The following is a 26,090-nucleotide window of genomic DNA, read 5'->3' as shown; positions in this document are numbered from 1 at the left end:
CTGATCGCTTTACCGCCGGCCGCCGTCGATCACTGCGAGGTGGGCGTAACGGCGGGCGGTGCGCCCGAACACGGTGGCGCTCATCGGGGCAGGGACGGCTGCTCCGGCGCTGGCAAAAACCAGGTCTTCGGCCGGCACGGCGGCCGCGACATCGCTCGCCATGTCGGCGAGCGACACGTCGTCGGGCCAGATCAGCCGCAGGCCGGTGATGCGCTGCTCCATGATCGGCTGGACGCCGAACCAATAGGGTTCGTCGATCGAGGTCATGGCGCCGAGCAGGCGTGTCTGGGTGCTGCCGTTGTGACGGAGCGGCAGGAGGATGGTTTCGACCGACAGGCGCGTGTGCACCGCCGTCGTGCCCTGGAAGGTGACGAGGGCAACCGCATGATCCTCGGTGACGGCGCGGACCAGGGTGTCGATGGCGTCGCGGTCACGTTCGTGCCACAGACGCGTAAAGGAGCGGCCTTTCAGCTCGCGGGCATAGGCCGAGCAGAGATGCGAGCCGGCGAGGCGGAAATCGAACTCGTTGGAATCGTTGAGCTCGAGGATAAAGGTGTTGGCGAGGGCGGAGCGGATTCGGGTCGGGTCGATATCGCGCCGATCCGGAGCACTGCGAGAACCGCGGAGCGCATTCCAATAGTCGAACAGCGCCTTGGTGCTGGCCTTTTGCATAGTCTTTTTGCCTTGTTCCCAAACCCCGAGCATCGCGTCCCGGAAAAGGGGCGACCGCCGCAACAGCAAGAGTGACAAAAGCCTGAGCGGAAATCGCCCTTAAACAATTGTTAGGGTTAACGCGGCGGGCCCCGTGTGGATAAGTCGGGGGAATGGGCTACAAAGCCCGGAAAACCGGGAGTTTTCATGTCTGACGAGCGAAATCACCAACAAAATCAGACGTCTGACGGTCGTCAGCCAGCCATTCTGCTGCCCGGTGTGGTGACTGCGCTGCTGGGCCTGATGTTGGCCGTACACCTCGCCAGAGCCTTCGTTCTTAACGAACAAGGGGACCTCCAGCTCATCTACTGGCTGGCCTTCATCCCGGCTCGCGGCATCCCCGGAGCAGGGTTCGAGGGAGGGTGGATACCGCTGCTCTGGACACCGTTCACGCACGCCTTTTTGCATGCGGGATGGGAGCACCTTTTAATCAATTGCGCCTGGTTGGCCATTTTCGGCACCCCGGTGGCCCGTCGCTATGGGCCGCGCGCCACGGTGATTCTCTTCCTCGCGAGCGCCGCGGTTGGCGCCGCGGCGTTCGCCGCAACGACGCTGCCGGAAGTGCAACTGCTGATCGGCGCCTCAGGTGGCGTCGCAGGCCTGACGGGGGTAGCGTGCCGCTTCATCTTCCAGCCGGTGATCGTCGGGCGCGATCCCGAGACTGGCGCCGAGCACGTGCTCGGGCGCCGGATGGCGAGTCTCAGGGAGCTGATGCGCAACCAGCGCGCCGCCTTCTTCATTGTGGTGTGGCTGGTGCTCAACGCAGCGGTGCCGTTCCTGCCCATGCTGATCGGGCAATCGATCGGTATCGCCTGGCAGGCGCACCTGGGCGGCTTCCTCGCCGGCCTGTTCCTCACGCCGCTGTTCGAACGCCGCCCCGGCGCCCCTGAGGAGGAAAGCAAATGAGCGATATCACTGACCTCACGGCCCGCATGGTCACGCTGGAGACGACGATCACCTTCCAGGATCAGGCGATCGAGGAACTGAACGCGGCGCTGGCCGAGCATTTCAAGCAGATCGAGGCGCTGAAGCGCGAACTCAGCAACCTCGGCTCGCAGCTGCGCGACGTCGAGGCGCATCCGGCGCTGGCGGCGGTCGAACCGCCGCCGCCGCATTACTGAGCTTTGTAGACCTCAGCCGGATCGAACAGCCGGGGCTCGCCGCTGTGGCGCAACGTCCCGGCGCTTTCGACGATGCGGTAGAAGCAGCTTTTCCGGCCGGTGTGGCAGGCGGCGCCGCGGCCGGTCTGCTCGACCAGCATCAGGATGGCGTCCTGGTCGCAGTCGACCGAGAGTTCCACCACTCGCTGGATCTCGCCGGACGTTTCTCCCTTTTTCCAAAGGGCTTTGCGCGATCGCGAGTAGTAGTGAACCTCTCCGGTCTCGATAGTACGGGCCAGCGCCTCTGCATTCATGAAGCCGACCATCAGGACACGGTTTGAACCTGCCTCCTGGGCCACGGCTGTGATCAAACCGTGCGCGTCGAACTTGGGGGCGAAGACAGTGCCCTCGTCGCGCTGCTCATGGTCCAGGGTGCTGGGGTCGGCAAAGGTGGTGCTCATGGCGGGGTTCTATCCCGCACCGGGCTCGCGCTCAATCCTCGAGCGCGATCCAGATTTCGACGGTGCCAAGGCCGGTATGCTCGTTGAAGTCGGGTCCGTAATACTCGATGAAGCTCCAGGGCGCGTGCTTCTTGCGATAACCGGAGGTCGGCAGCCATTGGGCAAAGATCGCTTCGATGGTCGAGCGGATGGTGGTGATATGGCCACGATGGGCGAGGCGGGCGTAACGCTGAGCCGGCACGGTAACCAGCGTGAACTCGCGCGGCAGCTCGGCGGTCTCGCGCACCTCCATGGCGGCCATGTACTCGCACTCGCCGGTTTCGCTGAAATAGCGCCCGGAGAGGCCGTAATAGACGCCCGGGATTTCGCCCGGAACGTTGCCGACATAGGGGCCGAAGCGCTGCCACTGCGCCGGGATCCCGGCATCGGCGTTCGCGGCATAGCGTGCGACCAGCCCCGCGACGCGGATCGGGCCGCGGTCCTCGATGCGCGGCGCGCACAGGTCCACCGGCACCTCGGGATCCATGCGCAGCGGCTCGAGCAAAGGCAGGTCGTCGAGGCGACGCCGGCGCCGCACCTCCTCAGGCGTCAGGCCGGTCAAGGCGCGGAAGGCGCGGGTAAAGGCCTCGTGCGAGCCGTAACCGGCATCGAGCGCGACGCCAAGGATATCGGGGGCGCCGCCGGCCAGCGCCTTCGCCGCTTCGGTGAGCCGGCGTCCGCGGAGATAGGTGGAGATCGAGTAGCCGGTCACCTGGGGGAAGATGCGCGACAGGTGGAAACGCGAAACGCCGGCATGTACGGCCATTTCCTCGAGCGTCAGCGGCATGCCGAAGCGCGATTCGATGATCCAGAGGGTCTTGGCGACGGCGGACATGGGCTCACCCTATGCCCGCCCAGATATAGCAGACTTGATCGCGGTTGCGGTCAGCGCACTGCGCGTGACGTCACCGCTTGCCCACCATGGCGAAGAAGCGATCCTGCTCGTTGCGGTCCTCGGCGAACACGCCGGTGAAGCGCTGCGTGATCGTCAGGGCGCCGTGGGCCCGCACGCCACGCATCGACATGCACATGTGTTCGGCTTCGATCATCACCGCGGCGCCGCGCGGGTTGAGGTGCTCGTTCACCGCGTCGATGATCTGCGCCGTCATGTTCTCCTGCACCTGCAGGCGGCGGGCATAGACCTCGACCAGGCGAGCGAGCTTGGACAGCCCGACAACGCCGTCATGCGGCAAGTAGGCGATGTGCACCTTGCCGAAAAACGGCACCATGTGGTGCTCGCAATGCGACGAGAACGGGATATCGCGCACCAGCACGACGTCGTCGTAGCCGCCGACTTCCTTGAAGGTCTTGTGCAGCACCTCGCGCGCATCGTTGCCATAGCCGGCGAAGAACTCGCGGTAGGCCTTGGCGACGCGGTGCGGGGTTTCCAGCAGGCCCTCGCGCGTCGGGTCGTCGCCGGCCCAGGCGATCAGCGTGCGAACCGCCGCTTCCGCTTCTTCGCGGCTGGGACGGGTGATTTCAGGGACGAGCTTGACGTGCTGCGGCTTGGCGCTGGCGTCCATCTTTGGTTCCTCGGTCAATAGCAGGCGACAGACGCAATACGTCGCCCCACGGTTCCCGGTATGGTGTCAGTGACGATGGACGCCGCTGACTTGTTGCATCTCCATCACTATATAGGTGGGCAACGACAGCGGCCAAGAAACAGTTTCGCGAAAAAGATGGAACTCAGCGATCTTTATTCGGACCGGATCCTCGAACTCGCCGGCAATCAGCCAAGGCCGGGGCGGCTCACCGATCCCGATGCCAGCGCTCGCAAGGTCAGCCGGGTGTGCGGCTCGACCATCGAGGTGGATATCAATGTCATCGACGGGGTGATCACCGGCTACGGCCATGACATCCAGGCCTGCGCGCTGGGGCAGACCTCGGCCGCCGTGGTCGCAACGCATGTGGTGGGCACGCCGGTCAGCGAGTTCCGCCGGGTACGCGACGAGATGACGGCGATGCTCAAGGCCGATGGTCCTCCGCCGTCAGGCGCCAAGTGGATCGATCTCAAGTATCTCGAGCCGGTGCGCGAATACCGCCCGCGCCACACCTCGACGCTGCTGGTGTTCGACGCGGTGTGCGAGGCACTGGACAAGATCGAGGCCCCGCAGGTGGCGGCCGCCGGCTGATGCAGCGCATCGCCCAGGTGTTCTGGAGCATTGTCGACTGGCCGTTCAAGCTCGTCTCCTACGGGCTGATACAGGGCTATCGCTACTCGCTGTCGATGTTCATGGGCCGCACCTGCCGGCACGCACCGAGCTGCTCGGAGTTCACCCGCGATGCCATCTGGCGGCACGGCTTCTGGCCCGGCGGCTGGATGGGCCTGGCGCGGATCGTCCGGTGCCGGCCGGGTGGCACGCACGGCTACGACCCGGTACCGGAGGCGCTGCCGGCGGACACGCACTGGTATGCGCCATGGAGCTACGGGCGCTGGAAGTAGGGGCGCTGCTCCTTAGTAGAGCAAGTTCCCGGCTTCCTGCAGTTTGCGGCGCTTGTCCCACGTCATCGAAGGCTTGCCGTCATAGGCGGCACGAAAGCCGCGAAGCGGTACGTCGACCAGCACATACTGGCCCTCACGCGTCGCGCCCAGATGGTAAGCCGAGCCCTTGCGAAGAACGTCAAGGTACTCGTTGTTGAGTTCGACCTGTGCCGAACATCTTATCTTGCTGCACTCGATATAGGGGACATTCAGTGTCTTTCCGTCGTCGATCTGCCAGGTCATGCCCGGTTTTCGTTCAGCGTCGCGCCACCAGATTGCCGCCGCGATAATTGGTTGTTTTGCCGTCGGCCGGATCAGTATCTGGAAGATGACCTGCCATTTGGGAATCCGGTACTCGACGATGCAGGTGTCATCCGCATCGCAGTATTTGTACCATTTGTTGAGTGGTAGAGCCTGAGCCGAGGCGGGGGTGGCCAAGCAGCAGGCCGCAACGAGAGCGGCCAAGATCAGCAGTATTGTCCGGCGCATGTTCGCCCCCCTTTGAGTACTTCGAGCGACAATCCTTTGCTGTCGCCGATTTGTAAACCGGTCAGTGAGCGATATCGGTTGTGCGCCAGGGGCACCTTGGAGGGTGGGCTTTCGCTGAGCTTGCCCGACGCTGGATGGGTCCTGCGAGGATCGCAGGTGCCTATGGCCGGTGGACGTAGCCACGGATCGTTTTTCGTTGTCCGTCGTTATTGCTTGCCAGCCGGAATGTTCTGCCTGGCTAGCGACTTAACGAGAAGGAAAACGTGCGATGGCTTTCGACGGCGTGGGTTGGCTTGCGGCGATCATCATCGGCGGCATAGCGGGATGGCTTGCCGGACGGTTCATGAACAATAGCAGCGGCGTGGTGATGAACATCATCCTTGGCATCGTTGGCGCCATCGTCGCCAGTCTGGTGTTCGGGCTGTTGGGCATCTCATTCGGTGGCTGGTTTGGCTACCTGATTGCCGGCGTGATCGGCGCCTGCATCCTTATTGCCATCGGCAGAGCGGTATCGAGCCGGCGAACCTAGCGCTCCACCGCCTCTGCCCGGTCGGACTGATGACATCGCCCGGGGCCAGCACGCCCCGGGCGCATTTGCGCGTCCGCTTGGCGTAGCCCCGCGACACATGCTAGACACCCCGCCTTGCCGGCACTTCCGCCGGCAATTTCCATTGGAGATGAAAATGATCAAGGTGACGTTCCCCGACGGTGCAGTACGCGACTATGCGCGTGGCACCACCGGGACCACCGTGGTCGAGGGCATCTCCCCAAGCCTCGCCAAGAAGACGGTCGCCATGAAGTGGAACGGGGTTCTCAGCGACCTGTCCGATCCGCTCGAGGCAGACGGCAAGATCGAGTTCGTGATGCGCGACAGCGCCGATGGGCTCGGGCTGATCCGTCACGACGCGGCGCACGTGCTTGCCGAGGCGGTGCAGGAGCTGTGGCCTGAGACGCAGGTCACCATCGGTCCGGTGATCGAGAACGGCTTCTACTACGACTTCAAGCGCGATACGCCGTTCAGCGAGGACGATTTCGCCACCATCGAAAAGAAGATGGCCGAGATCATCGCGCGCGGCGCCGCCTTCACCAAGGAAGTGTGGTCGCGCGACGAGGCCAAGCGCGTGTTCGCCGCCAAGGGCGAGAACTTCAAGGTCGAGCTGGTCGATGCCATTCCGGCCGACCAGATGATCAAGATCTACAAGCAGGGCCAGTGGTTCGACCTCTGCCGCGGCCCGCACATGCGCTCGACCAAGGACATCGGGACGGCGTTCAAGCTGACCAAGGTGGCCGGCGCCTATTGGCGTGGCGACAGCAACAATCCGGTGCTGAGCCGCATCTATGGCACGGCGTTTGCCAGCCAGAAGGAACTCGACGAGTACCTGCACATGATCGAGGAAGCCGAGAAGCGGGACCACCGCCGCATCGGCAAGGATCTCGACCTGTTCCACCTGCAGGAGGAAGCCCAGGGGTCGGTGTTCTGGCACCCCAAGGGCTATGTCCTCTACAACCAGATGGAGGCTTATATCCGCCGCCGGGTGAACGCCAACGGCTACAACGAGGTTAAAACCCCGCAGCTGATGTCGTCCAAGTTCTGGGAGGCCTCGGGGCACTGGGGCAAGTACCGCGAAAACATGTTCGTGGTGCCTGACGAGGTGCCCGGCACCGAGGAGACCGGTCCGGTGCTGTCGGGCAAGGCGGAACTCATGGCGCTCAAGCCGATGAACTGCCCGGCCCACATCCAGATCTTCAACCAGGGCATCAAGAGCTACCGCGACCTGCCGATCCGCATGGCCGAGTTCGGCTGCTGCCACCGTAACGAAGCGCATGGGGCGCTGCATGGGCTGCTGCGCGTGCGGCAGATGACGCAGGACGACGCCCACATCTTCTGCACCGAGGAGCAGATCCAGGCCGAGACCGAGCGTTTCGTCCACCTGCTGTACTCGGTGTACGAGCACATGGGTTTCGAGAATGTCGTCATTAAGCTCGCAACGCGGCCGGAGAAGTTCGGCGGCACCATCGAGCGCTGGGACGCGGCGGAGAAGGCACTGGGCGATGCGCTCAGGGCCACCGGTTACGACTTCGTCATCGCCGAGGGCGAGGGCGCCTTCTATGCCCCCAAGCTCGAGTTCCACCTGAAGGACGCCATCGGGCGCTCCTGGCAGGTCGGTACGCTGCAGCTCGACTATGTGCTGCCGGAGCGGCTGGGCGCCATGTACGTCGCCGAGGACGGGACCAAGAAGTACGCGGTGATGCTGCACCGCGCGATCCTCGGTTCGCTCGAGCGTTTCATCGGCATGATGATCGAGCACTATGCCGGCAAGATGCCGATGTGGCTGGCGCCCACTCAGGTGGTGGTCGCGACCATCGTCTCGGACGCCGACGACTATGCACAGAAGCTGGTCGACCGGCTGAAGGCCGGCGGCATCCGGGCCGAGCTCGACGCGCGCAACGAGAAGATCAACTACAAGGTGCGCGAGCACTCGGTGCAAAAGGTGCCGCTGATGTTCGTGGTCGGCAAGCGCGAGGCGGAGGAGGGGACCGTATCGGTTCGTCGCCTCGGCACCGAAGGCCAGAAGGTGATCGCCGCAACCGACGCGATCGTCGAGCTGATGGCGGAGGCCGTACCACCGGACCTCAAGCAGCAGGCCCTATAGCAAGATACGAAAGGGGCCGCATCGATGCGGCCCCTTTCATTTGAGCTGTCAGAGCTTGACCGGGACTTCGTAGTAGCAGTTCTCGGCGACGAGGATCGTCTGACCCGGCTTCAGCATCGTCAGCATGCTCTCGATCACGTAGTTGCAGTCCCCGTCGGACTGGACCAGCGAGCCCTGGTCGAGCTGCTCGCAATAGCCGCCCGGACGCTTGTAGCCTTCAGGCGCATCGGGGCCGCACAGCGCATTGGTGCTCGAGTCGGCGAGCACCGGGGTGGCAACGGGAAATGCTGCCGAAGTTGCGAGCAGCAGGGCAATGGCAAGGATTTTCTTCAAGTCGTCTCTCCTGAACGGATTTGCCAGCGGACTGGCAGGGGGAAGCGGGCATGTCGTCCGCCGATGTGGAGAGGCTTAATGAGGCCGGCGTGAATTGAAGCCGAACCCGGCATTCAATGTCGGTTCATAATCATAATACGACTTATGACTATTTGGCCGGAATCGAAGGCAAACGAAAAGGGCCCGTCCAGACGGACAGGCCCTTGGTTCGAAGAAGAGGTCGCCAGGCTAAGCGGCGGCGATCTGGATAGTGATCTTGCAGCCATCGCCAGCCGGCTGCGCCGGTGCGGTGCGGCAGAGGAGGCGGGCTGCCTCGTCGCCGACGCTGCGGTAAGCGAACCAGGCTTTGGCGGGGATGCGGACGAACGATCCGGCGGCGACATAGCCGGCCGCGCCGTTGACCATCAGCTCGAGCATGCCCTCCTGCACCACGAGCACGGTCTCAGCCGCGTCGTGTTGATGCGGGCCGACCTGGGCCTGCGGCGGCAGCGTGTGCGACTGCGCCTGATACTGGAAACCGGCACCACAGGGATTAGCGACGTGAACGACGCGATCACCGGCGATGAAAAATGCATGCCTCGACATTGCGAGTCCCCCCCAAGGGACGTGTGTCCGAAACGTGCTGCCATACCTAAGATAGGGCAGATGAACGGCATTTGAATAGGCTGAAAGAGGAAGCGGCCCAAAGACCGCTTCCCGAGAGTTCTCAGACAGCCGCGAGCGGGAGCATCCAGTCGTCGTCGCAGTACTCGGCGACGAGGACCGGCTTGGCCGAGGTGCCGAGCAAGAAGCTGCTCGGCAGGTACTGGGTGCAGCCTTCCTCGGTTTCGAGGAGCGACTTGTTCTCGGTGATGGTATCGCAGTAGCCGCCCGGGCGCTTGTAGCCTTCCGGGGCGTCGGGACCACACAGCGTGCTCTTGCTGGCGTCGAAAGCGAACGACGGGGTGGCGACCGGGAAGGCAACAATGGATGCAGCCAGCAGAGCCAGCGCAATAGTCTTCTGCATTCTATTCTCCTGTTAGACGAGCATTCCACCCGAAGGCGGAAGATGAGGCGGAGCGTGTCGTCCGCTTCGATGGCCGGTCTGATAGGAGGCGGGCTTTGAATGGATTCCGAACCTGCGGTTCAGGCGGGGTTCAGCGAATTATCGGGTCGCGGAACTGCACGCCCAGCTCCTTGACGGAGCGCCAGATGACGATGCAGGCCTGCGGGCGAACCTTGTCGACCACGAGATCGAAGGTGCGGGGGATGCGGGTAACGGATGCTACTTCGAGCTTGGCGCCGGTCTCCGACAGGTTGCGGATGATGCAACGGATCCGCGTACGGCCACCATCGAAGACGATCGTCGCCTCGATAATAGTGTTACGCCGCGGCGAAAGCCGTTTCTCGAGACGGATATCCAAGCTCAAACCCCCAAAGCCCAGGCGACAATGCCGATCCGGTGTTGGTGAACTGCTTACGGAATGGATAAAGTTGCGCCGCGAGTTGCCTATTGCAATCCGGCCAGTTGCAGGCCTTGCAGATAGCGCGCGAGCAATGACGGATACATGAAGCGCAGTCCATCGCCGATCGAAGCGAGGGTGACATCCGGATGCGCACGCTGGAAACGCTCCAGCGCGTCGCGGGCCGCCGCCAGATCGCCCTGGTGTGCGAAGTAGACCGCGAGGTCACGATGCGGCCAGGTGAGGCCGGGGCGCTCCGACATGGCGCGCTGCGCCCAGTCGATGGCCTGCTGTGGCCGGCCGGCGGCGAAATTGGCCAACCCCATTCCCAGATGCACGTTGAAGGCGAACGGATCCATCGGCGAGAGCCGCGCCGAGCGCTCGAAGGCAGCAAGGCCGTCTTCGGGGTTGCCGAGATAGACGTGGCCCCAGCCGCGGCGCATCCAGGCCCAGGCGTGGTTCGGGTCCAGTTCCAGCGCCCGATCAGCGAAGGTCGCGGCCTGCCGCACGTCGCCGCCGAGCATCATCATGGCGGAGGCGAGGGCGGTGAGGGCGGTCGGGTCGTCAGCGACGTGCTGCGACGCCGTTTCGACCAGCGCACCAGCGGTGCGGCGCTCGGCGGCGAAATCCGCCGTCCAGTTATAGGCGACCTGCTGGCCGTGCGCCCAGGCGGCCAGCGCTGCAGCAAGGCCGTAGTGCGGTTCGAGCGCCAGGGCCCGGGCCAGCAGGTCGATGGCCTCGCGGTTGTCGTCGGGGCTATGCGACCACAGGTGGGGCAGGGAGCGCATCACCAGGTCATAGGCGGCAAGCGTCTCCGGACGCTTCTTGCGCGCCCGCTCGACTTCGGCGCGGCGAATGGAGGGCTGGATGGCGCTCGCCACTTCAGCGGCCATGCGATCCTGCAGGTCGAACAGGTCGGCGACGGCGCCGTCGACCTTGTTCGACCAGATGTGGCTGCCCGCCTCGGTCTCGACCAGCTGCGCCGTGATGCGGACGCGCTCGCCGACCCGGCGCACCGAACCTTCGACGACGTAGCGCACGCCGAGATCGCGGCCGATCTGGCGGATGTCGATGCCGGCGCGGCCCTTGTAGGTGAAGGCCGAATTGCGGGCGATGACGAAGAAGTCCTTCACCCGGCTGAGCGTCGCGGTGATTTCCTCGACCACGGCGTCGGCGAAATAGCTTTGATCGGCCTCGCCCGAGAGATTGTCGAACGGCAAGACGACCACCGAGGGCCGGTTGCTCGGCGGCGGAGGCGGGGGTGACTCGGGCTGTTGCGGGCGCGTCAGGCCGGAGGGATGCCAGGCATAGATGCGGACGGTCTTGGAGATGTTCTTGAGCTCGGTCGGCCCCATGTCGACGAAGGGCAGCTCGATAGTGCCGTCGAGGTACTGGTACATCCACTTGGTGATGCACATGCCGCCGGCCGGCGAATGGCTTTGGACGCGCACGGCGAGATTGATGCCGGAGCCGTAGAGATCGTTGCCCGCCACCAGCACGTCGGCGAGCACGATGCCGGCGCGCACCTGGAACATCTCGCCGCCCGGGGCATGGATCTTGCGCTCATGGATCTGGCGCTGCAGGTCGGCGGTCCATTGCACGGCGGCGACGACGCTGTTGAACTCGGCCAGGAGGCCATCGCCCATGGTCTTGAAGACCTTGCCGCCGGCGGCGCCGATGGTGCGCGAGATCAGCCGATCGTAGACCCGCTGCACGAGGCGCAGGGTCTGACGTTCACTGCGCTCGACAAGGCGGGAATATCCCACGATGTCCAGCGATACGATCGGGACCAATCGGCGGTCAGGTTGAGCCATACTGTATGCTTCTGCTGCAAGCTCTCGCTCTATAGCACTGTGAAATGTAACGGAGATAGCGGAACAGCGTTCTGCTTCAGAACAATTCGCGCAGAGCAGATAGTCGCGACGGGAAGACCTCAAGCGGCCGGTTGGCAGGCGGCCGCGCGGTCGAGCAGCAGGATGCGCTCGCGCTCGTTGCGGGTGAGCCCGGCGGCACGCTCGAACTCGAGCCGGGCCTCGGCCAGCCGGCCGAGCTTCACCAGGAAGTCGCCGCGGACGCTGGGCAACAGGTGATAGCCCCTGAGCGCCGGGTCGTCGGCAACCGCATCAAGGATGGCGAGACCGGAGGCTGGGCCGAAGGCCATGGAGTGGGCGACGGCGCGGTTGAGCTCGATCACCGGGCTTGGGGTCATCGCGGCCAGCATGTCGTAGAGCGCCGCGATGCGCCGCCAGTCGGTCTCGTTGGCCTTGCGGGCCCGGGCATGGCAGGCGGCGATGGCGGCTTGCAGCACGTAAGGGCCGGCGCCGACGAGGCTCTCGGCCCTGTCGAGGGCAGCGAGACCGCGGCGGATCAGCATCTGGTCCCACAGGGCGCGATTCTGCTCGAGCAGCAGCACGGGCTCGCCATTGGCGCCGGTACGGGCGCGGAGGCGGGACGCCTGAATCTCCATCAGCGCGACGAGCCCATGGACTTCTGCGTCGTCGGGCGCCAGCCCGGCGAGGATGCGGCCCAGCCGCATCGCCTCTTCGCAGAGCTGCGGTCGGGTCCAGTCATCGCCGGCGGTGGCGGAGTAGCCTTCGTTGAAGATCAGGTAGAGCACCTCGAGCACCGACGCCATGCGACCGGCGCGCTCCTCGGCGCGGGGGACTTCGAACGGCATGCCGGCCTCGGCAAGGCTCTTCTTGGCGCGCACGATGCGCTGGGCAATGGTCGGCTCGGCGGAAAGGAAGGCGCGAGCGATCTCGTCGGTGGTGAGCCCGCCGAGCAGGCGGAGCGTCAGCGCCACCCGCGCCTCGGGTGAGAGCACGGGATGACAGGAGGTGAAGATCAGCTTCAGCAGGTCGTCGCCGACATCGTCGTCGAGCGGGGTATCGAGATCGGGCGCGGCGGATTCGATCTCCCGCAGGTCGTAGCCGAGCTCGTCGAGCTTGCGCGCCGCCATCTTGTTGCGCCGGAAATAGTCGATGGCGCGGCGCTTAGCCGTCTGCATCAGCCAGGCGCCCGGGTTGCGCGGGACGCCGCTCTCCGGCCAGTGATTGAGGGCGACGATCAGCGAATCCTGCGCCAGCTCCTCGGCAAGGCCGACGTCGCGCACGATTCGGGTCAAACCAGCGATCAGCTTGGCCTGCTCGATGCGGAACACCGCCTCGATGGCGCGATGGGTATCTCTTTCGGTCATGGCAGCGGATCAGACCAAATCCGATCCGCCGGAGCAAGATGGTGATCCCTGGGGTGAGCACCTTGCTCATCCCTGCGGTGAGCAAGGTGGCTTACTCAGGGTTGCGGACCGGGTTGCGGGCGGCGTCCCTGCTCGCCATGGCCTCGGTATAGGCCTCGCCGAAATCCTCTTCGCTGAACAGCTGGCGGATCTCGATCTCGACATTGCCGTGACCGTCGAGTCTGGGCCAGGTCTTCACCCACTCGATCGCCGCCTCGCGCGACGGCACTTCGATCAGGGTGTAGCCGGCGATCAGCTCCTTGGCCTCGGTGAAAGGGCCGTCGATGACGGTGGGCCTGCCATTGTTGAACTTCACCTTGGCGCCGCGGGAGGTCGGCATCAGGCCGGAGCCGGCGATGACGATGCCGGCCTTGGCCGCGTCTTCGTGGAACTGCGTCATTTCGGCGATCAGGTCGGCGCCAGGCATCACTCCGGCCTCGGTCTCGGCGTCCGCCCGGCGGATGACCATGAACTTCATGTCGATGTCCTCGTGTTGTCGTTAGTTGGTGATGGGCTTCTGGGTGGCGTCGCGCCAGGCCTGTTCCTGGGCGACGGCCTCTGCCGGGACGATCTCGGCGAAGTCGGCCGCCTCGAATACGCGCCTGAGCTCGATGGTCTCGCCATCGTCGAACGGGATGCGTTTGACCCACTCGAGCGCCTCGTCGCGCGACTTGGCGCTGATCACCCAGAAGCCGGCGATCAGTTCCTTGGTTTCGGCAAACGGGCCATCCCTGACGATCAGGCTACCGCCTTCCGAGGTGACGCGGGCGCCCTGGTTCGAGGGGTGCAGGCCCTCAGCTGCCAGCAGCACGCCGGCGTTGATGAGCGCCTCGTTGAAGCGGCCCATCGCCTCGAAGCTCTCGGGCGGCGGCATGATGCCGGCTTCGCTGTCGGCGGTGGCTTTGACGATGATCATGAAGCGCATCTTCGGTCTCCTTGTGCCCGGACGTCGCGGCCCGTATGGCGCGAGTTCATCCTGCTGCAGTGACACGACGAGCGACCGATCGAGAGATCGACACGGGCTGTGAAGATTTTTCGAGATGGCCTCAATAGACCGCGGTGAGGACCTCGATCTCCTTGGCCGCACCGGGCTGGACCTGGAACTCGCGGTTGTAGACCTGGTCGCCACGCTTGGCGAAGACCAGGTAATCGCCTTCACCCAATACGGTCGAGGGGAAGGCGCCGATATTGGAGAAGACGGTCTGTCCGTCGGCAGTCTTCACCGTCCAGTCGATATCGGCGATGGCCTCGCCACCGGCCTCGCTGACCAGCTTGAACGAGATCTGCGCGGCGCGATGGTAGAGCGTCGCATCGGTCAGCTGACCGGGCTCGACGCGGAGGTCGGCGCGCACCACAGCGTTCACGTCGCCGAAATACGACACGATGTGGTAGGTGCCGGCATTGAGGGTGACGATGTCGTTAGGGCTGAGGTTCTGCGCCACCAGCGTCCGATCCGCCTCAGTGCTGCCGCTGGTGTAGATATCGAAACGCAGCAGGTTGATCGGGATCGCCACGTCGCCGGTCACCGCTGCGTTGAGGCGCATGGCGCCGGCATCAAGGATCAGGGATTTCGAGTTCTCGCCCTCGGCCACGGTGAGCGTGTCGGTGGTCTGGGCCCGGCCATAGGCGACGTGCACGACATAGCTGCCGGGCGGCAGTTCGAGATGTGCGGTGGCGTCATCGGATTTTTGCGCCAGCACCAGGTCGCCAGAGGCATCGGTGCGGGTCTCGAAAACACGCCAGGTGACACCGTCGGGCAGCGAATTGCCGTCCTCGGTGATCTTGGCCATCAGCGTCACCGGTTGCGGCGTGGTGTTGACAGCCACGGCTTCGGCGGCAGCTGCAGCCGGCCCGGGATCGACGACGGGGGTCTCCGTCGCCTCGGGGGTCGCGACTTCGGCGGCAGGGGCGTTGGCCAGTTGCTCTACGGCTTGCTGCGGCATGCGATCGGCACGGCGGGGCAGGGGAACCGGCGGATCCTCGGCGATCGCCAGCATCGGCGCGAGCATCGCCGCGATCCCGAGAATGCCGATCCAGTACCTGAGCTTCACCCTAAGACTCCGCAACCGGCGCCCCGCAGCGCCTCGCTTCAAAATGCCTCGCGTGCCTACGCTTGGATTGGGGAAAAGCTGTGTCATAAGGACCGGACGCTCGCAAGGACCAGACCATGCCCATCAACGCCGCACTGCGCGACTACCTGAAAACCCGCCGTTCCGTCGGTATCGGCTTCCTCAAGGATCCGGGCCCGACGCCGGACGAGCTGCGCGAGATTCTGACCATCGGCACGCGCGTGCCAGATCACGGCAAGTTCGTGCCGTGGCGGCTGATTCTGATCGAGGGCGACGACCGGATCAAAGCCGGCGACAAGCTCGCCGAGATCGCCAAGCGCAAGCGGCCCGAACTCGATGAGGCTGGGCTCGATATCGAGCGGCGGCAGTTCCTGCCGGCTCCGGTGACCATCGGCGTGCTGCTGTCGCCCAAGCCCAACCCCAAGGCGCCGGAGATGGAGCAGTTGCTATCGGCCGGCAATGTCTGCTTCAACCTCTCGCACGCCGCCTTTGCCCTGGGCTTTGCCGCCAGCTGGACCAACCGCTGGTACGGTTTCGACACCGAGGCACAGGCCATGCTCGGGGCGCGCGGCGGCGAACGCTTCGTCGGTTTCATCCATATCGGCACCCCGACCACGGTGATCGAAGACCGCGACCGGCCGAACCTCGATGAAGTGGTGACGAGGTGGCAGGGCTAACCATTCGTTAACCAGTCGCGAGCGATTGGTTAACCGAACGTTAGCAACGGACCCCTCGAGTCGATGGGCGTGAAGCCGATATCGGTGCCGCAGCCACTTGCCTATGCCATGGACACGGCAGGGGCGAAGAGCGATGTCGACTTCGACTACCTGCTGCGCACGGCGATCCGTGAAAGCAGCCTCAACCCCGAAGCCAAGGCCCGGACGTCGAGTGCGACCGGGCTGTTCCAGTTCCTCGACAGCACCTGGCTGCAGGTGATGAAGGAGGAGGGGCCGCGGCTCGGCTACGGGCAATACGCGGACGCCATCAAGGTCGATTCCGACGGCGATTACTATATCGCTGACAAGGCGCTGCGGCAGGAAGTTCTGAAACTGCGTGAGGATCCGCAGATCGCTTCGGATATGGCGGCGGCGTTCACCCGGAGCAATGGGGCGTATCTGTTCGAGAAGTTCGGCCGCATGCCGAGCCCGGGCGAGCTCTACATCGCGCATTTCCTTGGGGCACAGGGGGCGGAGAAGCTGTTCAATGCCGGCCTCCAGGATCCCGACCAGATCGCCGCCAAGCTGTTCCCCAAGCAGGCCAAGGCCAACCGGACGATCTTCTACGAGGGCGGCGAGGCGCGGACGATTCGCGAGGTCTACCGGGCGCTGGTCGCCAAGCACGACGGCGCTGTCGATCCGCGCTTTGCCGCGCAGCAGCTGGCGGTCGACCCAGCCGCGCCGGCAGGCAAGTGGGACTCGGCCCCGATCCCATCGCGGTTCTCGCCGGATGACATGTCGTTCACCTCGCTGTTCGCCAGCGACGGTGAGGTACAGGCGCGGACGCTGCTGAGCCCGGCGTCGGAAGCGCAGGGAAGCGCGCTGTTCACCCAGCTTTACGGGCAGGACGGCACGCTGCCCAAGCCGCCGAAATTATGGTGAACCGTTCCTTAAGCCTTCCCCGATAGCGTCTTTCTCAGCGCCGAGAGCTGGATTGCGCTTCGTGGAATCGCACTCCAGCTCCGAGTCTTTGTTTTGTCGCGAGATCGAACCGGAAAAGCCTCAGAACTTTTCCTGATCCCGCTCCGCGGAGAGGTTGATGGTTGCGTACCAGGATTTCGTCGCGCTGAGCCAATCGCGCGACAGTGAGGAGCGGGGGCAGGCGGCCCACCTCGCTGCCATGGCCTATCTCAACCACTATGGCCCGGCCGACGAGCATGCGGCGCTCTATGCGGCGCTGATCGGCTTTCTTGATGATCCCTCGGTTCGAGTGCGCGGTGCGCTGGCCTATGGGTTGCTGCACGCGGTGGAGGCGCCGCGACCGATCCTCCTGGCGCTGCTGCAGGATAGCCCGGTGATTGCACGCGCCGTGGTGCAGTATTCTCCCGCGCTGGTCGATGCCGACCTGATGGCGCTGATCCGCGGCGCCGACGAGGCCATGCTGATGGCGACGGCGACGCGCGAGCGGCTCAGCCAGCGGGTCGCCGAGGCCTTGGTGGCCAGAGGCGGACGACCGTTACTGGCCAAGCTGCTGGATCGGCCGGATGTACCGTTCTCTCCAACGATGCTGCGCCAGGTGGCGGACCGTGAGGGCGCTGACGACGCCGAGCTGCGTGGGTTGCTGCTGGCGCGCGATGACCTGCCGGCTGATGCGCGGCTCGTTCTCGTTCAGGCCGTCGCGGTAGCGCTGCGCAGCACACGCATGGTCAGCGGAGCGGTGGCGCCGCATCGGCTGGAGCGGCTGCTGCGCGATGCGACCGATACGGCGCTGACGGCGATCGGCGAGCAGGAAGCGGCGGCGGGCAGGGCGCCCTATGCGGCAGAGCTGGTGGAAGCCGAGTTCGTCTCGACCCGGGTGATGCTGCACGCCATCGTCCAGGGGCACGTGCTGTTCTTTGCCGATTGCGTGGCGCAGCTGTCCGAGACGCCGCGCGACAAGGTGTTCACACTCCTGGAGCATGGCAGCCGGTCGGCGCTCAACGCGCTGTTCTCGCGCTGCGGTCTCAGTGAAGCGGTACGCAACATGCTGGCGCGGCTGATCTTTCACGCCCGTGCCGCCGACCTCGCCGATGATCTTGCGGCGCGGCATTTCGTCGTGACGGCACTGACCGAAGAACTGATCGTCGAGCATGACGGGGTGATCCCGCCTGAGCTCGAGGAGGCGTTTGCCTATCTCAGCGAACAGAACGTCATTCTCGCCCGGCGGGCGGCGCGTGGCGTGATGTCGGCCTTCGCCGGGATGACGCAGTCGGAGATGGCCCTGCCGCAGCTCGAGGCTGACGAACGCCTGGCGCTGCCTGCGGCTTAGACGTTCACGACCAAGTTGAACCGTCGGACGAGATGACCGACCGACCCGCCTGGAGCAAATTGTGCACCTCAATGGTGACTTGACCTAGTAGCGGAACTGTTCGCTCAGCACGCGCTCGTCGAGCCCGGTTCCCGGATCGAACAGCAGCGTCACCTTCTGGCTGCGGTTCTCGCGCACCGTCACCTCGATCACCCGCTGGAATTCGACATTGTCGGCAACGGCGCTCACCGGGCGCTTGTCGGCCTCGCGGGTGCGGAAGGTGACGACGGCGCGGTTGTTGAGAATGGCGCCACGCCAGCGGCGCGGGCGGAACGGCGAGATCGGCGTCAGCGCCAGGAGCGGTGAGTCGATCGGCAGGATCGGCCCATGCGCCGAGAGGTTGTAGGCGGTCGAACCGGCCGGCGTCGCCAGCAGCACGCCGTCGCAGATCAGCTCTTCGAGCCGCGGCTGGCCATCGACGAGGATTTCGACTTTCACCGCCTGATAGGTCATGCGGAACAGCGACACTTCGTTGAGCGCCAGCGCCCGGTGTTCCGAGCCATCGGCGAGCCGGACGTTCATTTCGAGCGGATAGATGTGCGTGGGCTTGGCAGCGGCGAGGCGCGCAGCGAGGCCATCGGCGGAAAACTCGTTCATCAGGAAGCCGACAGAGCCGAAGTTCATGCCGTAAACCGGCACGTTCCTGCCCATCTTGCGATGCAGCGTCTGCAGCATCAGGCCGTCGCCACCGAGGGCGACGACGATGGTGGCCTGATCGAAGCCGTTGTCACCATAGCGTTGGCGCAGCAGGTCGGCAGCGCGATCCGCCTCCGGCGTGCCGCTCGATACGAAGCTTACCCCTTCGATGCGTTCCGTCACGGCCGGCCCCTCGCTAACAAGCCCGCTGCCTAGCATGCACAGGTGACGCGGGGAAGAACGGGTTGATTGGGCCCTTCGTCTCAACTACATGAGCGGCAACGGATTTGAGGATAGAAATGCGCGCCGAAATCACCAAGGTCATCGCCGAAATCGAGCAGGTCGTAAGCCTGCTGAGGAGGCATCTTTGACTGGGATACAGCTGAAGCCCGTCTCGACGATCTGACCGCACGTACCGAGCATCCCAACTTCTGGGCCGACCCTGAGAAGGCGCGGCCGATCATGCAGCAGCGTGACGAACTCGACGTGCAGGTGAAGGCCGTGAAGGCCTTCGAGGCATCGATCCGCGACAACTCCGAGCTCATCGAGATGGGCGAGGCGGAGAACGACGCCGACGTGATCAAGGAGGCCGAGCAGGCCTTGCAGGAGACGCTGAAGGAGGCGCGTTCCGCTCAGGTCGAGACGCTGCTCTCCGGCGAAGCCGACGCCAATGACGCCTATCTTGAAATCCACTCCGGCGCCGGCGGCACCGAGAGCCAGGACTGGGCCAATATCCTGCTGCGCATGTACACGCGCTGGGCGGAGCGGCGGAAGTTCAAGATCGACGTCATGGAAATGCATGACGGCGAAGAAGCCGGCATCAAGTCTGCGACCATCAAGATCACCGGCCACAATGCCTATGGCTGGCTGAAGACGGAATCGGGCGTGCACCGCCTCGTCCGTATCTCGCCTTACGACAGCGCGGCTCGCCGCCACACCAGCTTTTCGAGCGCCTGGGTGTATCCAGTGGTCGACGAGACGATCAACATCGAGATCAACGAGTCTGACCTCAAGGTCGACACCTACCGTTCATCGGGCGCCGGTGGCCAGCACGTCAACACCACCGACTCGGCAATCCGCATTACCCACGTTCCAAGCGGCGTGGTCGTCGCCTGCCAGCAGGAGCGCAGCCAGCACAAGAACCGTGCGACGGCGATGGCGATGCTGAAGGCGCGGCTCTATGAGATCGAGCTGCAGAAGCGCGAGGAAGCGGCGAACGCAGAATCGGCGGCCAAGACCGATGTCGGCTGGGGGCACCAGATCCGCAGCTACGTGCTGCAGCCGTACCAGATGGTGAAGGACCTGCGCACCGGGCACGAAACCTCGAACACCTCCGCGGTGCTCGATGGCGATCTCGACGACTTCATGGAAGCCTCTCTGGCGGCACGTGTCACTGGCTATGCCGACAAGGTCGCTGACGCCGACTAGTCGCTGACGCCGACTAGTCGCTGACGCCGACGCCGACGCGGTCGCGGACGCTGAATAACGAAGTTGGCCGGCAGCTCCGCCACCGGCCAACCACCATCCGAAGACCCGAAATCGAGATGAGCGCCCAGGGCCACCTTGGCGCATGCCTATTGTTACCGGTAACGTCTTGCGCGCGCATGATGCATTTGAACTAATGCGAGGTGCCATGAGTTACGTCACTCAGGCGGCACATGCTCGGGGAAGCGGCGGATGGAGGACGACGAACTAGTCGACAGAATTTACGAGGCCGGGGCTGTCCCCGATCTCTGGCCGCGCGTGCTCGAGGAACTCGGGGAGCTCGGCGGTGTCGCGGGAACGGTGCTGTTTGCGGTGCGCGGCGAGGCTGCTCACTGGACGGCGTCGCCAGGCTTGCAGGAGATGTCACGCGGCTATTTTGAGGGCGGCTACCCTGGGCGCGACGACCGTACAGCGCGCCTCCTCGCCTACGACCATCCCGGCTTTGTCACTGATCTCGATGTGTTCAGCCGCGAGGAATGGGAAGCCGACCCAATCCGCAAGGAGTTCTTCGTGCCGCGCGGTTTTGGCTGGGGCGTGGCAACGGGCATCAAGGTGCCGACCGGCGATCTGTTGATCTTTCACGGTGAGCGCCGGCTCGAGGATGGGCCGGTGGAGCGCGAAGTGGTGGAGCGCCTCGACCTGCTGCGGCCGCATCTGGCGCGGGCGGCACTGATGTCGGCGCGCATCGCCTTCGAGCGCGCCCAGGGCGCCGTCGCCGCCCTTGAGATGGTCGGCATTCCCGCGGCCGTCCTCGGACCGCGCGGTGCGGCCATCGCCACCAACGGCATGCTGGAGGCGCTGACCCCCTCGGTGGTGCAGTCGCGCCCGACGCGCTTGGGCCTCGCCAATCCGCGCGCCGACGAAATGCTGACCACGGCGCTCGAGGCCGCGGAGGCCGGGCTCCATACCGGGCCGGTGCGCTCGATCCCCATTCCCGCGGGGGACGGCAATGCGGCAATGGTGGCCCACATCCTGCCGATCCGTGCGTCGGCTCGCGAAGTGTTCACCGGGGCGGCAGCGGTGTTGCTGATGACGCCGGTGACCCTGCGCGAGTTGCCCGATGCCACGGTGATTCAGGGGCTGTTCGACCTGACGCCGGCGGAAGCGAGGATCGCCCGGGCGCTCGGCGGCGGCATGACCATCGGCCAGATCGCCTCGAGCACCGGCGCCAGCGCGGCGACCGTGCGCAACCAGGTGCAGGCGGTATTCGGCAAGACCGGTATGCATCGACAGGCCGATCTGGTCGGCCTGCTGCAGGGGCTGGTGCCGACCGCTAGCGCTCCGAACCCACCGTCGCGATTGCCGCCGCGTAAGTGATGCCGCCACCGAAGGCGACGAGGCCGAGCCGGTCGCCGGGCTTGGTGGTGGGCAGCGCGTCTATCAGCGCCAGCGGGATGGTCGAGGAACTGGTATTGCCGAGGTTACGGATGATCGAGTGGGCCGGGCGGCCCGAGCGGCGGGCAATGGCGTCGATGATGCGCTGGTTGGCCTGGTGCGGCACCATCAGGTCGATATCGTCCATGGTGATGCCTTCCGCCGCGCAGGCCGAGGTCAGCGTCGCCGACATGGCGCGGACGGCGTCGGCGAACACCTCGCGGCCATTCATCTTGATATAGCCCTCACCGGCGCGCGGCACGCTCAGCAGCTCGCCCGATTCCGGCGCGCCGGCGATCGTCGGCTGGGCAAAGGTGAACAGCGTCGGCTGTTCGTGACCCGGACCCTGCACCAAGGAGGCAGTGGCGGCATCAGCGAACAGCACAGCGGTGTTGAAGTCGTTCTGGTCGAGCAGCGGCGACAGCACCTCTGACGTCACCACCAGGACCCGGGCGTTCGGGTTGTTGGTGACGTAGTCGCGGGCATTGGCCAGCGCGTAGAGGTAGCCGGAACAGGCGGCATTGATGTCGTAGGCCGGCAGGCTGGCTCGACCGGCGGTGCTGACCGCGTCGGCGACGCGGCAGGCAAGCGACGGGGTGATCACATCGGGTGTGCCGGTGGCCGCGATCACCAGGTCGATGTCGCCGATCTCGAGCTGCTGCTCGTCGAGCAGTTTCTGCGTGGCGGACACGGCGAGGGAAAATACCGTCTCGCCAGGCTGCACCCAGCGACGGCTCTCGATGCCGGTCAGCTTGACGATGTCGCCGGCGTCGCGGGTCTGCCAGTTGCCCTTGAGGTCGGCATTGTGCACCTTGCGCCCGCCGGTGATCCCGGCAATGCCGGCAACGCCCACGGGAACCTCGGCGCGGCCGATGGTAACGGGGGCGGGCTGCGGCGCGCCGCGGCGCTTCAGGATGGCCTTGTCGATGCGCTCGGCGGTAACGGTCGCCTGCTGCCGCGCCACCGAGGCGTCGGCCTCGACGAACATCAGCGGTGCGCCCACGGCGATCTTCTGCTTGGGTTCGACCGGGATCGACAGCACCTTGCCAGTGACGGTCGCCTGTACGTCGACGGCGGCCTTGGTGGCCTCGACGACCGCGACCAGATCGCCGGTCTTGATCATGTCGCCCGGCTTCACCAGGAGCTCGACGACCTCGACTTCATCGTCGGCGGGGCCCGAGCCGATCGCCGCGATGGCGGCAGGGCCGGCATCGGCCTTGGGCGCTTCCCATGCGAGATCGAACTCGAGCAGCGCGGCGGCGGCTTCCATGATCCGGCGGTAGGAGGGGAGGGTATCGATCTGCCGCTCGAACTGGAACGGCACGTGGATGTCGTCGCGGGTGACGCGCCTGGCGCTGACCGGGAGACCGGCCTTTTCCATCACTGTCGCCATCACTTCGGCGCCGAAGCCGGCAGTGTGATTGTCCTCGTGCACCACCAGCAGCCGCTTGCTGCGGCGCACCGAGCGGAGCACGGCATCCTCATCCCAGGGGGAGATCGAGCGGAGGTCAATGACGTCGAGCTCGGCGCCGGCGCCCGACAGCGTCTCGGCGGCGAGCAGCGACTGGGTCAGCGGGTTGCCCCAGGTGACCAGCGTCAGGTCGTTGCCCTGGCGCACGGCGCGCGCCTTGCCGGGGGCCACGAATTGCTTCGCCGTATCGTCGGAGGTGCGACGGTCGGAAAGGTTGAGGCCGCTCTTGGGGTAGAGGAAGACTGTCGGCCGCTTGCTCTGGAAGGCGGCGTTGAGCAGCCCGGCCGCGTCGCCGGCGCTCGAGGGCATCACCACATCGATGCCGGGCACATGGGCGAGGATCGATTCGAGGGTCTGGGCGTGGAACGGGCCGAGGCCGGCCTTGTAGCCGCCGCAGCTGACCATCAGGATCACCGGCGCCTGCCAGCTGCCATCGGTGCGCCAGTACATCGAGCCGAGCTCGGAAATGATCTGGTTGAAGCCGAGCGGCAGGAAATCGGCGAACTGGATGAACGCCACCGGCCGCTGCCCGGTCAGGGCGCGGCCGATCGAAGTGCCGACAATGGTCGATTCGGAGAGCGGGGCGTTGCGGACGCGACCCGGAAAAGCAGTCGACAGGCCCTTGGTGACGCCGAAGACGTCGCCCTTCGGGTCTTCGATGTCCTGGCCGAGCAGGTGCACGTCGCGATTGGCGGCGAGCTGATCGCGCAGCACCCGGTTGAGGGCTTCGCGCATGGTCAAGTTCGACGCTTTGGCGTCGCCGCGGTATTCCTTGGCGTGTGCAAACTCGGGCGGGTAGGGCGCCTTGGCTTGGCCGGCGGTCTCAGGCACGGCTTCGCGGCGCGCCTCGGCGACGGCTGCCGCCACTTCGGCGATCAGGCTGGTTTCGAGCTGCGCCAGGGCCGCGTCGCCCATCTGCGACTCGCGCAGCGACTGGCGGATGGCTTCGAGCGGATCGCGGCTCTTGCCCGATTTCAGCTCGTCGGCAGCGCGATAGAGCGCCTGGTCGTCGGCATTGGTGTGATCCGACAGCCGCTCGAGCTCCATCAGCAGCAGCGCCGGGCCGCGGGTAGCGCGGGTATGGGTCACCGCAGATTCGAAGGCGGCGCGCGTGGCAGCCAGATCGACGCCGTCGACGCGGCGGATCGGCAGGCCAAAGAAGCTGCCGGCGGGGCCGGTGGGCAGATCGAAGAAGGTCTGGCCCGGCGTCTTGGTCGAAATCGCCCAGTTATTGTTCTGGATGACGAAGACCACCGGCGCGCCGGTGCGCACCGCTTCGCCGACCGCCTCGAGGAACTCGCCCTGCTGAGTCGTGCCGTCGCCGACGCAACAGATCACCACCGGAGAATCAGGGTGGAACTTCACCGCCTGGGCGTTGCCCACGGCGTGCAGCGCGTTATTGCCGACCGGGCCGACCATCGAGGCGACATTCAGCTCGCGGGCCGAATAGTGCGCGCTCATCTGGCGGCCGGCGGAGTGCGAGGGGCCAGTTGCGAGCAGGCTGCGGAAGAATTCGACCAGCGGCAGGCCACGCGCCAGAAGCAGCGCCTTGTCGCGATAGTGCAGGTGCAGCCAGTCCTGCTGGCCGAGATAATCGGCGATCAGTGCCGTCGACTCGTGGCCGGCGCCCGAGACATGGAAATGCGCAAGGCCCTGCTTGACCAGGTCTTGTTCCACGCGGTCGATCTCACGGGCGAGAAACATCGCCCGGTGCAGCCGCAGCATCGTTGGAATGTCTGAGGTCATCAGCATTGTGGCGGGAACCTAAACCCGTCCCCCGCGAAAAACCAGAGCAACTAGCTGGTCTTGGGCGAATGCATGGCTGATTTGCCGAACGCGTTGCGGCGTTGCAATTTCCTGAAGGCGCTCTATGCCCCGAGAAAACGCGCCAGCCGCTTGCCGGCTGCCAGATACTTGCCGGGATCAACCGCAACATCCTTGCGGCGCACCTCGAAATGCAGGTGCGGACCGGTGGAACGGCCGGTAGAGCCGACTTTGGCGATCGGCGTGCCGGTGTTCACGACCTGGCCTTGTTTGACGAGAAAGGCGCTGAGGTGGCCGTAGCGGGTGACAAGGCCGGTGAGGTGAGTGACCTCGACCAGGTTGCCGTAGCCGGACTTCTCGCCGACGAAGGTGACCTTGCCGTAGCCGGCGCTGAGCACGGTGGTGCCCTTGGGGGCGGGGAAATCGAGGCCGGCGTGGAAGGCGCGGCCACCGGTGAAGGGGTCCTTGCGGTTGCCGAAGGTCGAGCTGATGCGGCTGAGCGAATCCATCGGCTTGTGGATCGGCGCCAGGTCGATCGCGCCACGGGCGGCTTTGAAGCGCGCCAGTGCGAGGTAGACGTCGTTGGCGTCGTCGACGATGCCGCTGGCGTCGCCGCCCTCGACCGGTGGCTGGTAGGGGCCGCCGACGGCATCGGTAAGCCCGTCCGGCATGTTCGGCTTGATGCCGAGGCCGCCAAGCACGTCGAGGATGGTATCGGTCGATTCGGTGGCGGAGACCGACAGCGCGGCCAGCGCCATGCGGCTGTCGTCCATCATCCGGGTCATCGAGGCGCCGACCTCGGCGAGGTCGCCGGTTGCGGCGACAGGAGCGAGCGCAGCCAACGGCGTGGCGTCGTCTTCAAGCGGTTGGGTTGCCGCGGTTTCGATGCCGAGTTCAGCGGCCTTGGCGGCGAGCTGTTTCACCAGCTGATGCTGCTCGAGCAGTACTTCCTGCTGCTGGGTCAGTTCCTGCAGCTGCAGGTTGATATCGCCGGCCTGGGCAAACTGCCGCGAATGCAGGCGATCCACCTCGACACGCAACTGGGCGATGCGGTCCTCATAGGCGGAAACGACCACGTCGTTCTGGCCGTTGAGCAGCGCGGCGATATCGGGAGCCATCAGGAAGCCGACGAGGGTCAGGACGTTGGTGCCGAACAGCGCTGCGAAGGCCAGGTAGAACAGGCCGGGCCGGAAGCCGGGCTCCCGTTTCGCCTTCTGCGGGGGAGCGCCGAACACCTTGATGACCGGCTGGGCGGCCGGCTGAACGCCACTCGACTTCGTACGCACCGCCATACTCCGGGACGCCACTTCACTGGTCCCGATCATGATCCGTTAGGGTTAAC

The 26,090-nt window shown here is 65.3% G+C and carries 28 protein-coding genes; 11 read left to right on the top strand and 17 right to left on the bottom strand.

The window, feature by feature from the left end; genetic code table 11:
* Positions 1-9 precede the first annotated feature (9 nt).
* On the bottom strand, positions 10-672 hold the full coding sequence (locus tag ASC68_RS17535; protein ID WP_055882023.1) for a PAS domain-containing protein: 663 nt from the start codon (positions 670-672) through the stop codon (positions 10-12).
* 186 nt (positions 673-858) lie between these two features.
* On the opposite strand from ASC68_RS17535, the gene ASC68_RS28390 reads away from it, so the two are divergent.
* Both ASC68_RS28390 and ASC68_RS17525 read left to right on the top strand, forming a co-directional pair.
* Positions 859-1,617: a rhomboid family intramembrane serine protease gene (locus ASC68_RS28390; RefSeq protein ID WP_082528242.1), complete on the top strand. Its 759-nt coding sequence runs from the start codon at positions 859-861 to the stop codon at positions 1,615-1,617.
* A complete protein-coding gene (locus ASC68_RS17525) occupies positions 1,614-1,832 on the top strand; it encodes a SlyX family protein (RefSeq protein ID WP_055882016.1) in 219 nt (72 codons plus the stop codon). The genes ASC68_RS28390 and ASC68_RS17525 overlap by 4 nt, the downstream gene beginning before the upstream one ends.
* On the opposite strand, the gene hisI is transcribed toward ASC68_RS17525, so the two are convergent.
* The 3 genes from hisI to folE form a co-directional block, all read right to left on the bottom strand.
* Positions 1,826-2,272, bottom strand: coding sequence for a phosphoribosyl-AMP cyclohydrolase (gene hisI / locus ASC68_RS17520; RefSeq protein ID WP_055882013.1), 447 nt, complete (start codon positions 2,270-2,272; stop codon positions 1,826-1,828). The two genes, ASC68_RS17525 and hisI, sit on opposite strands and share 7 nt — an antisense overlap.
* Positions 2,273-2,303: 31 nt before the next feature.
* Positions 2,304-3,146: an AraC family transcriptional regulator gene (locus tag ASC68_RS17515; RefSeq protein ID WP_055882010.1), complete on the bottom strand. Its 843-nt coding sequence runs from the start codon at positions 3,144-3,146 to the stop codon at positions 2,304-2,306.
* A gap of 70 nt (positions 3,147-3,216) precedes the next feature.
* Positions 3,217-3,834: a GTP cyclohydrolase I FolE gene (gene folE / locus ASC68_RS17510; protein WP_055882007.1), complete on the bottom strand. Its 618-nt coding sequence runs from the start codon at positions 3,832-3,834 to the stop codon at positions 3,217-3,219.
* Positions 3,835-3,990: 156 nt separating this feature from the next.
* Between folE and ASC68_RS17505 the strand changes: the two genes are divergently transcribed.
* Positions 3,991-4,443 (top strand): iron-sulfur cluster assembly scaffold protein, encoded by a 453-nt coding sequence (locus tag ASC68_RS17505; RefSeq protein ID WP_055882004.1) that lies wholly within the window; start codon positions 3,991-3,993, stop codon positions 4,441-4,443.
* Positions 4,443-4,754 (top strand): membrane protein insertion efficiency factor YidD, encoded by a 312-nt coding sequence (gene yidD / locus ASC68_RS17500; RefSeq protein ID WP_055882001.1) that lies wholly within the window; start codon positions 4,443-4,445, stop codon positions 4,752-4,754. The genes ASC68_RS17505 and yidD overlap by 1 nt, the downstream gene beginning before the upstream one ends.
* 12 nt (positions 4,755-4,766) lie before the next feature.
* On the opposite strand, the gene ASC68_RS17495 is transcribed toward yidD, so the two are convergent.
* Positions 4,767-5,282, bottom strand: coding sequence for an invasion associated locus B family protein (locus ASC68_RS17495; RefSeq protein WP_055881999.1), 516 nt, complete (start codon positions 5,280-5,282; stop codon positions 4,767-4,769).
* A 268-nt stretch (positions 5,283-5,550) separates the two neighbouring features.
* Between ASC68_RS17495 and ASC68_RS17490 the strand changes: the two genes are divergently transcribed.
* Both ASC68_RS17490 and thrS read left to right on the top strand, forming a co-directional pair.
* Entirely contained in the window at positions 5,551-5,811 is a 261-nt protein-coding gene (locus ASC68_RS17490; protein ID WP_055881997.1) for a GlsB/YeaQ/YmgE family stress response membrane protein, read from the top strand.
* A 154-nt stretch (positions 5,812-5,965) separates the two neighbouring features.
* A complete protein-coding gene (gene thrS / locus ASC68_RS17485) occupies positions 5,966-7,936 on the top strand; it encodes a threonine--tRNA ligase (protein ID WP_055881994.1) in 1,971 nt (656 codons plus the stop codon).
* A gap of 48 nt (positions 7,937-7,984) precedes the next feature.
* Here the strand turns inward: thrS and ASC68_RS17480 are convergent, their stop codons facing one another.
* From ASC68_RS17480 to ASC68_RS17440, 9 genes are all read right to left on the bottom strand, one after another.
* Positions 7,985-8,269 carry a hypothetical protein gene (locus ASC68_RS17480; protein WP_055881992.1) on the bottom strand — a complete coding sequence of 95 codons (285 nt, stop codon included), beginning with the start codon at positions 8,267-8,269 and terminating at the stop codon, positions 7,985-7,987.
* Between the two features lie 228 nt (positions 8,270-8,497).
* Positions 8,498-8,854: a cupin domain-containing protein gene (locus tag ASC68_RS17475; RefSeq protein WP_055881989.1), complete on the bottom strand. Its 357-nt coding sequence runs from the start codon at positions 8,852-8,854 to the stop codon at positions 8,498-8,500.
* A gap of 121 nt (positions 8,855-8,975) precedes the next feature.
* Entirely contained in the window at positions 8,976-9,275 is a 300-nt protein-coding gene (locus ASC68_RS17470) for a hypothetical protein (protein ID WP_055881987.1), read from the bottom strand.
* Between the two features lie 130 nt (positions 9,276-9,405).
* Complete coding sequence (locus ASC68_RS17465; protein WP_055881985.1) at positions 9,406-9,672, bottom strand: PilZ domain-containing protein; 267 nt, start codon at positions 9,670-9,672, stop codon at positions 9,406-9,408.
* Between the two features lie 86 nt (positions 9,673-9,758).
* Positions 9,759-11,525: an adenylate/guanylate cyclase domain-containing protein gene (locus ASC68_RS17460; RefSeq protein ID WP_082528241.1), complete on the bottom strand. Its 1,767-nt coding sequence runs from the start codon at positions 11,523-11,525 to the stop codon at positions 9,759-9,761.
* Between the two features lie 119 nt (positions 11,526-11,644).
* Positions 11,645-12,907, bottom strand: a complete 1,263-nt coding sequence (locus tag ASC68_RS17455) for an RNA polymerase sigma factor (RefSeq protein WP_055881981.1) — start codon at positions 12,905-12,907, stop codon at positions 11,645-11,647.
* Positions 12,908-12,998: 91 nt separating this feature from the next.
* Positions 12,999-13,424, bottom strand: coding sequence for a YciI family protein (locus ASC68_RS17450; RefSeq protein ID WP_055881979.1), 426 nt, complete (start codon positions 13,422-13,424; stop codon positions 12,999-13,001).
* Between the two features lie 21 nt (positions 13,425-13,445).
* On the bottom strand, positions 13,446-13,871 hold the full coding sequence (locus ASC68_RS17445; RefSeq protein ID WP_055881978.1) for a YciI family protein: 426 nt from the start codon (positions 13,869-13,871) through the stop codon (positions 13,446-13,448).
* Positions 13,872-13,992: 121 nt separating this feature from the next.
* A complete protein-coding gene (locus ASC68_RS17440) occupies positions 13,993-14,997 on the bottom strand; it encodes a hypothetical protein (protein WP_055881975.1) in 1,005 nt (334 codons plus the stop codon).
* Positions 14,998-15,113: 116 nt separating this feature from the next.
* Here ASC68_RS17440 and ASC68_RS17435 point away from each other — a divergent pair, with 116 nt between their 5' ends.
* From ASC68_RS17435 to ASC68_RS17425, 3 genes are all read left to right on the top strand, one after another.
* Positions 15,114-15,692 carry a nitroreductase gene (locus tag ASC68_RS17435; RefSeq protein WP_082528240.1) on the top strand — a complete coding sequence of 193 codons (579 nt, stop codon included), beginning with the start codon at positions 15,114-15,116 and terminating at the stop codon, positions 15,690-15,692.
* Positions 15,693-15,761: 69 nt separating this feature from the next.
* Complete coding sequence (locus ASC68_RS17430; protein WP_156387370.1) at positions 15,762-16,613, top strand: lytic transglycosylase domain-containing protein; 852 nt, start codon at positions 15,762-15,764, stop codon at positions 16,611-16,613.
* A 157-nt stretch (positions 16,614-16,770) separates the two neighbouring features.
* The gene (locus ASC68_RS17425) at positions 16,771-17,979 is read left to right on the top strand and encodes a DUF2336 domain-containing protein (protein WP_055881971.1); all 1,209 of its coding nucleotides are present in this window, start codon (positions 16,771-16,773) and stop codon (positions 17,977-17,979) included.
* Between the two features lie 84 nt (positions 17,980-18,063).
* Here ASC68_RS17425 and ASC68_RS17420 read toward each other — a convergent pair whose 3' ends face one another.
* On the bottom strand, positions 18,064-18,837 hold the full coding sequence (locus tag ASC68_RS17420) for an NAD kinase (RefSeq protein ID WP_244488491.1): 774 nt from the start codon (positions 18,835-18,837) through the stop codon (positions 18,064-18,066).
* A gap of 116 nt (positions 18,838-18,953) precedes the next feature.
* On the opposite strand from ASC68_RS17420, the gene prfB reads away from it, so the two are divergent.
* Positions 18,954-20,082 (top strand): peptide chain release factor 2 gene (prfB, locus tag ASC68_RS17415; protein ID WP_156384673.1). Its coding sequence is split into 2 segments (ribosomal slippage): positions 18,954-19,022 and positions 19,024-20,082, totalling 1,128 coding nucleotides; the frame shifts between segments, so codons are not numbered across the junction.
* A gap of 249 nt (positions 20,083-20,331) precedes the next feature.
* Positions 20,332-21,456 (top strand): helix-turn-helix transcriptional regulator, encoded by a 1,125-nt coding sequence (locus ASC68_RS17410; RefSeq protein ID WP_055881962.1) that lies wholly within the window; start codon positions 20,332-20,334, stop codon positions 21,454-21,456.
* Here the strand turns inward: ASC68_RS17410 and ASC68_RS17405 are convergent.
* A complete protein-coding gene (locus tag ASC68_RS17405; RefSeq protein ID WP_156387369.1) occupies positions 21,413-24,736 on the bottom strand; it encodes a beta-ketoacyl-ACP synthase 3 in 3,324 nt (1,107 codons plus the stop codon). The genes ASC68_RS17410 and ASC68_RS17405 overlap by 44 nt on opposite strands.
* A gap of 116 nt (positions 24,737-24,852) precedes the next feature.
* Positions 24,853-26,034, bottom strand: coding sequence for a M23 family metallopeptidase (locus ASC68_RS17400; protein WP_162247956.1), 1,182 nt, complete (start codon positions 26,032-26,034; stop codon positions 24,853-24,855).
* Positions 26,035-26,090 lie beyond the last annotated feature (56 nt).

Source organism: Devosia sp. Root105, assembly GCF_001424865.1.
Taxonomy (GTDB): Bacteria; Pseudomonadota; Alphaproteobacteria; order Rhizobiales; family Devosiaceae; genus Devosia_A.
Note: the sequence above shows the minus strand (reverse complement) of the source record. Positions and strands in the feature narration are given on the sequence as shown.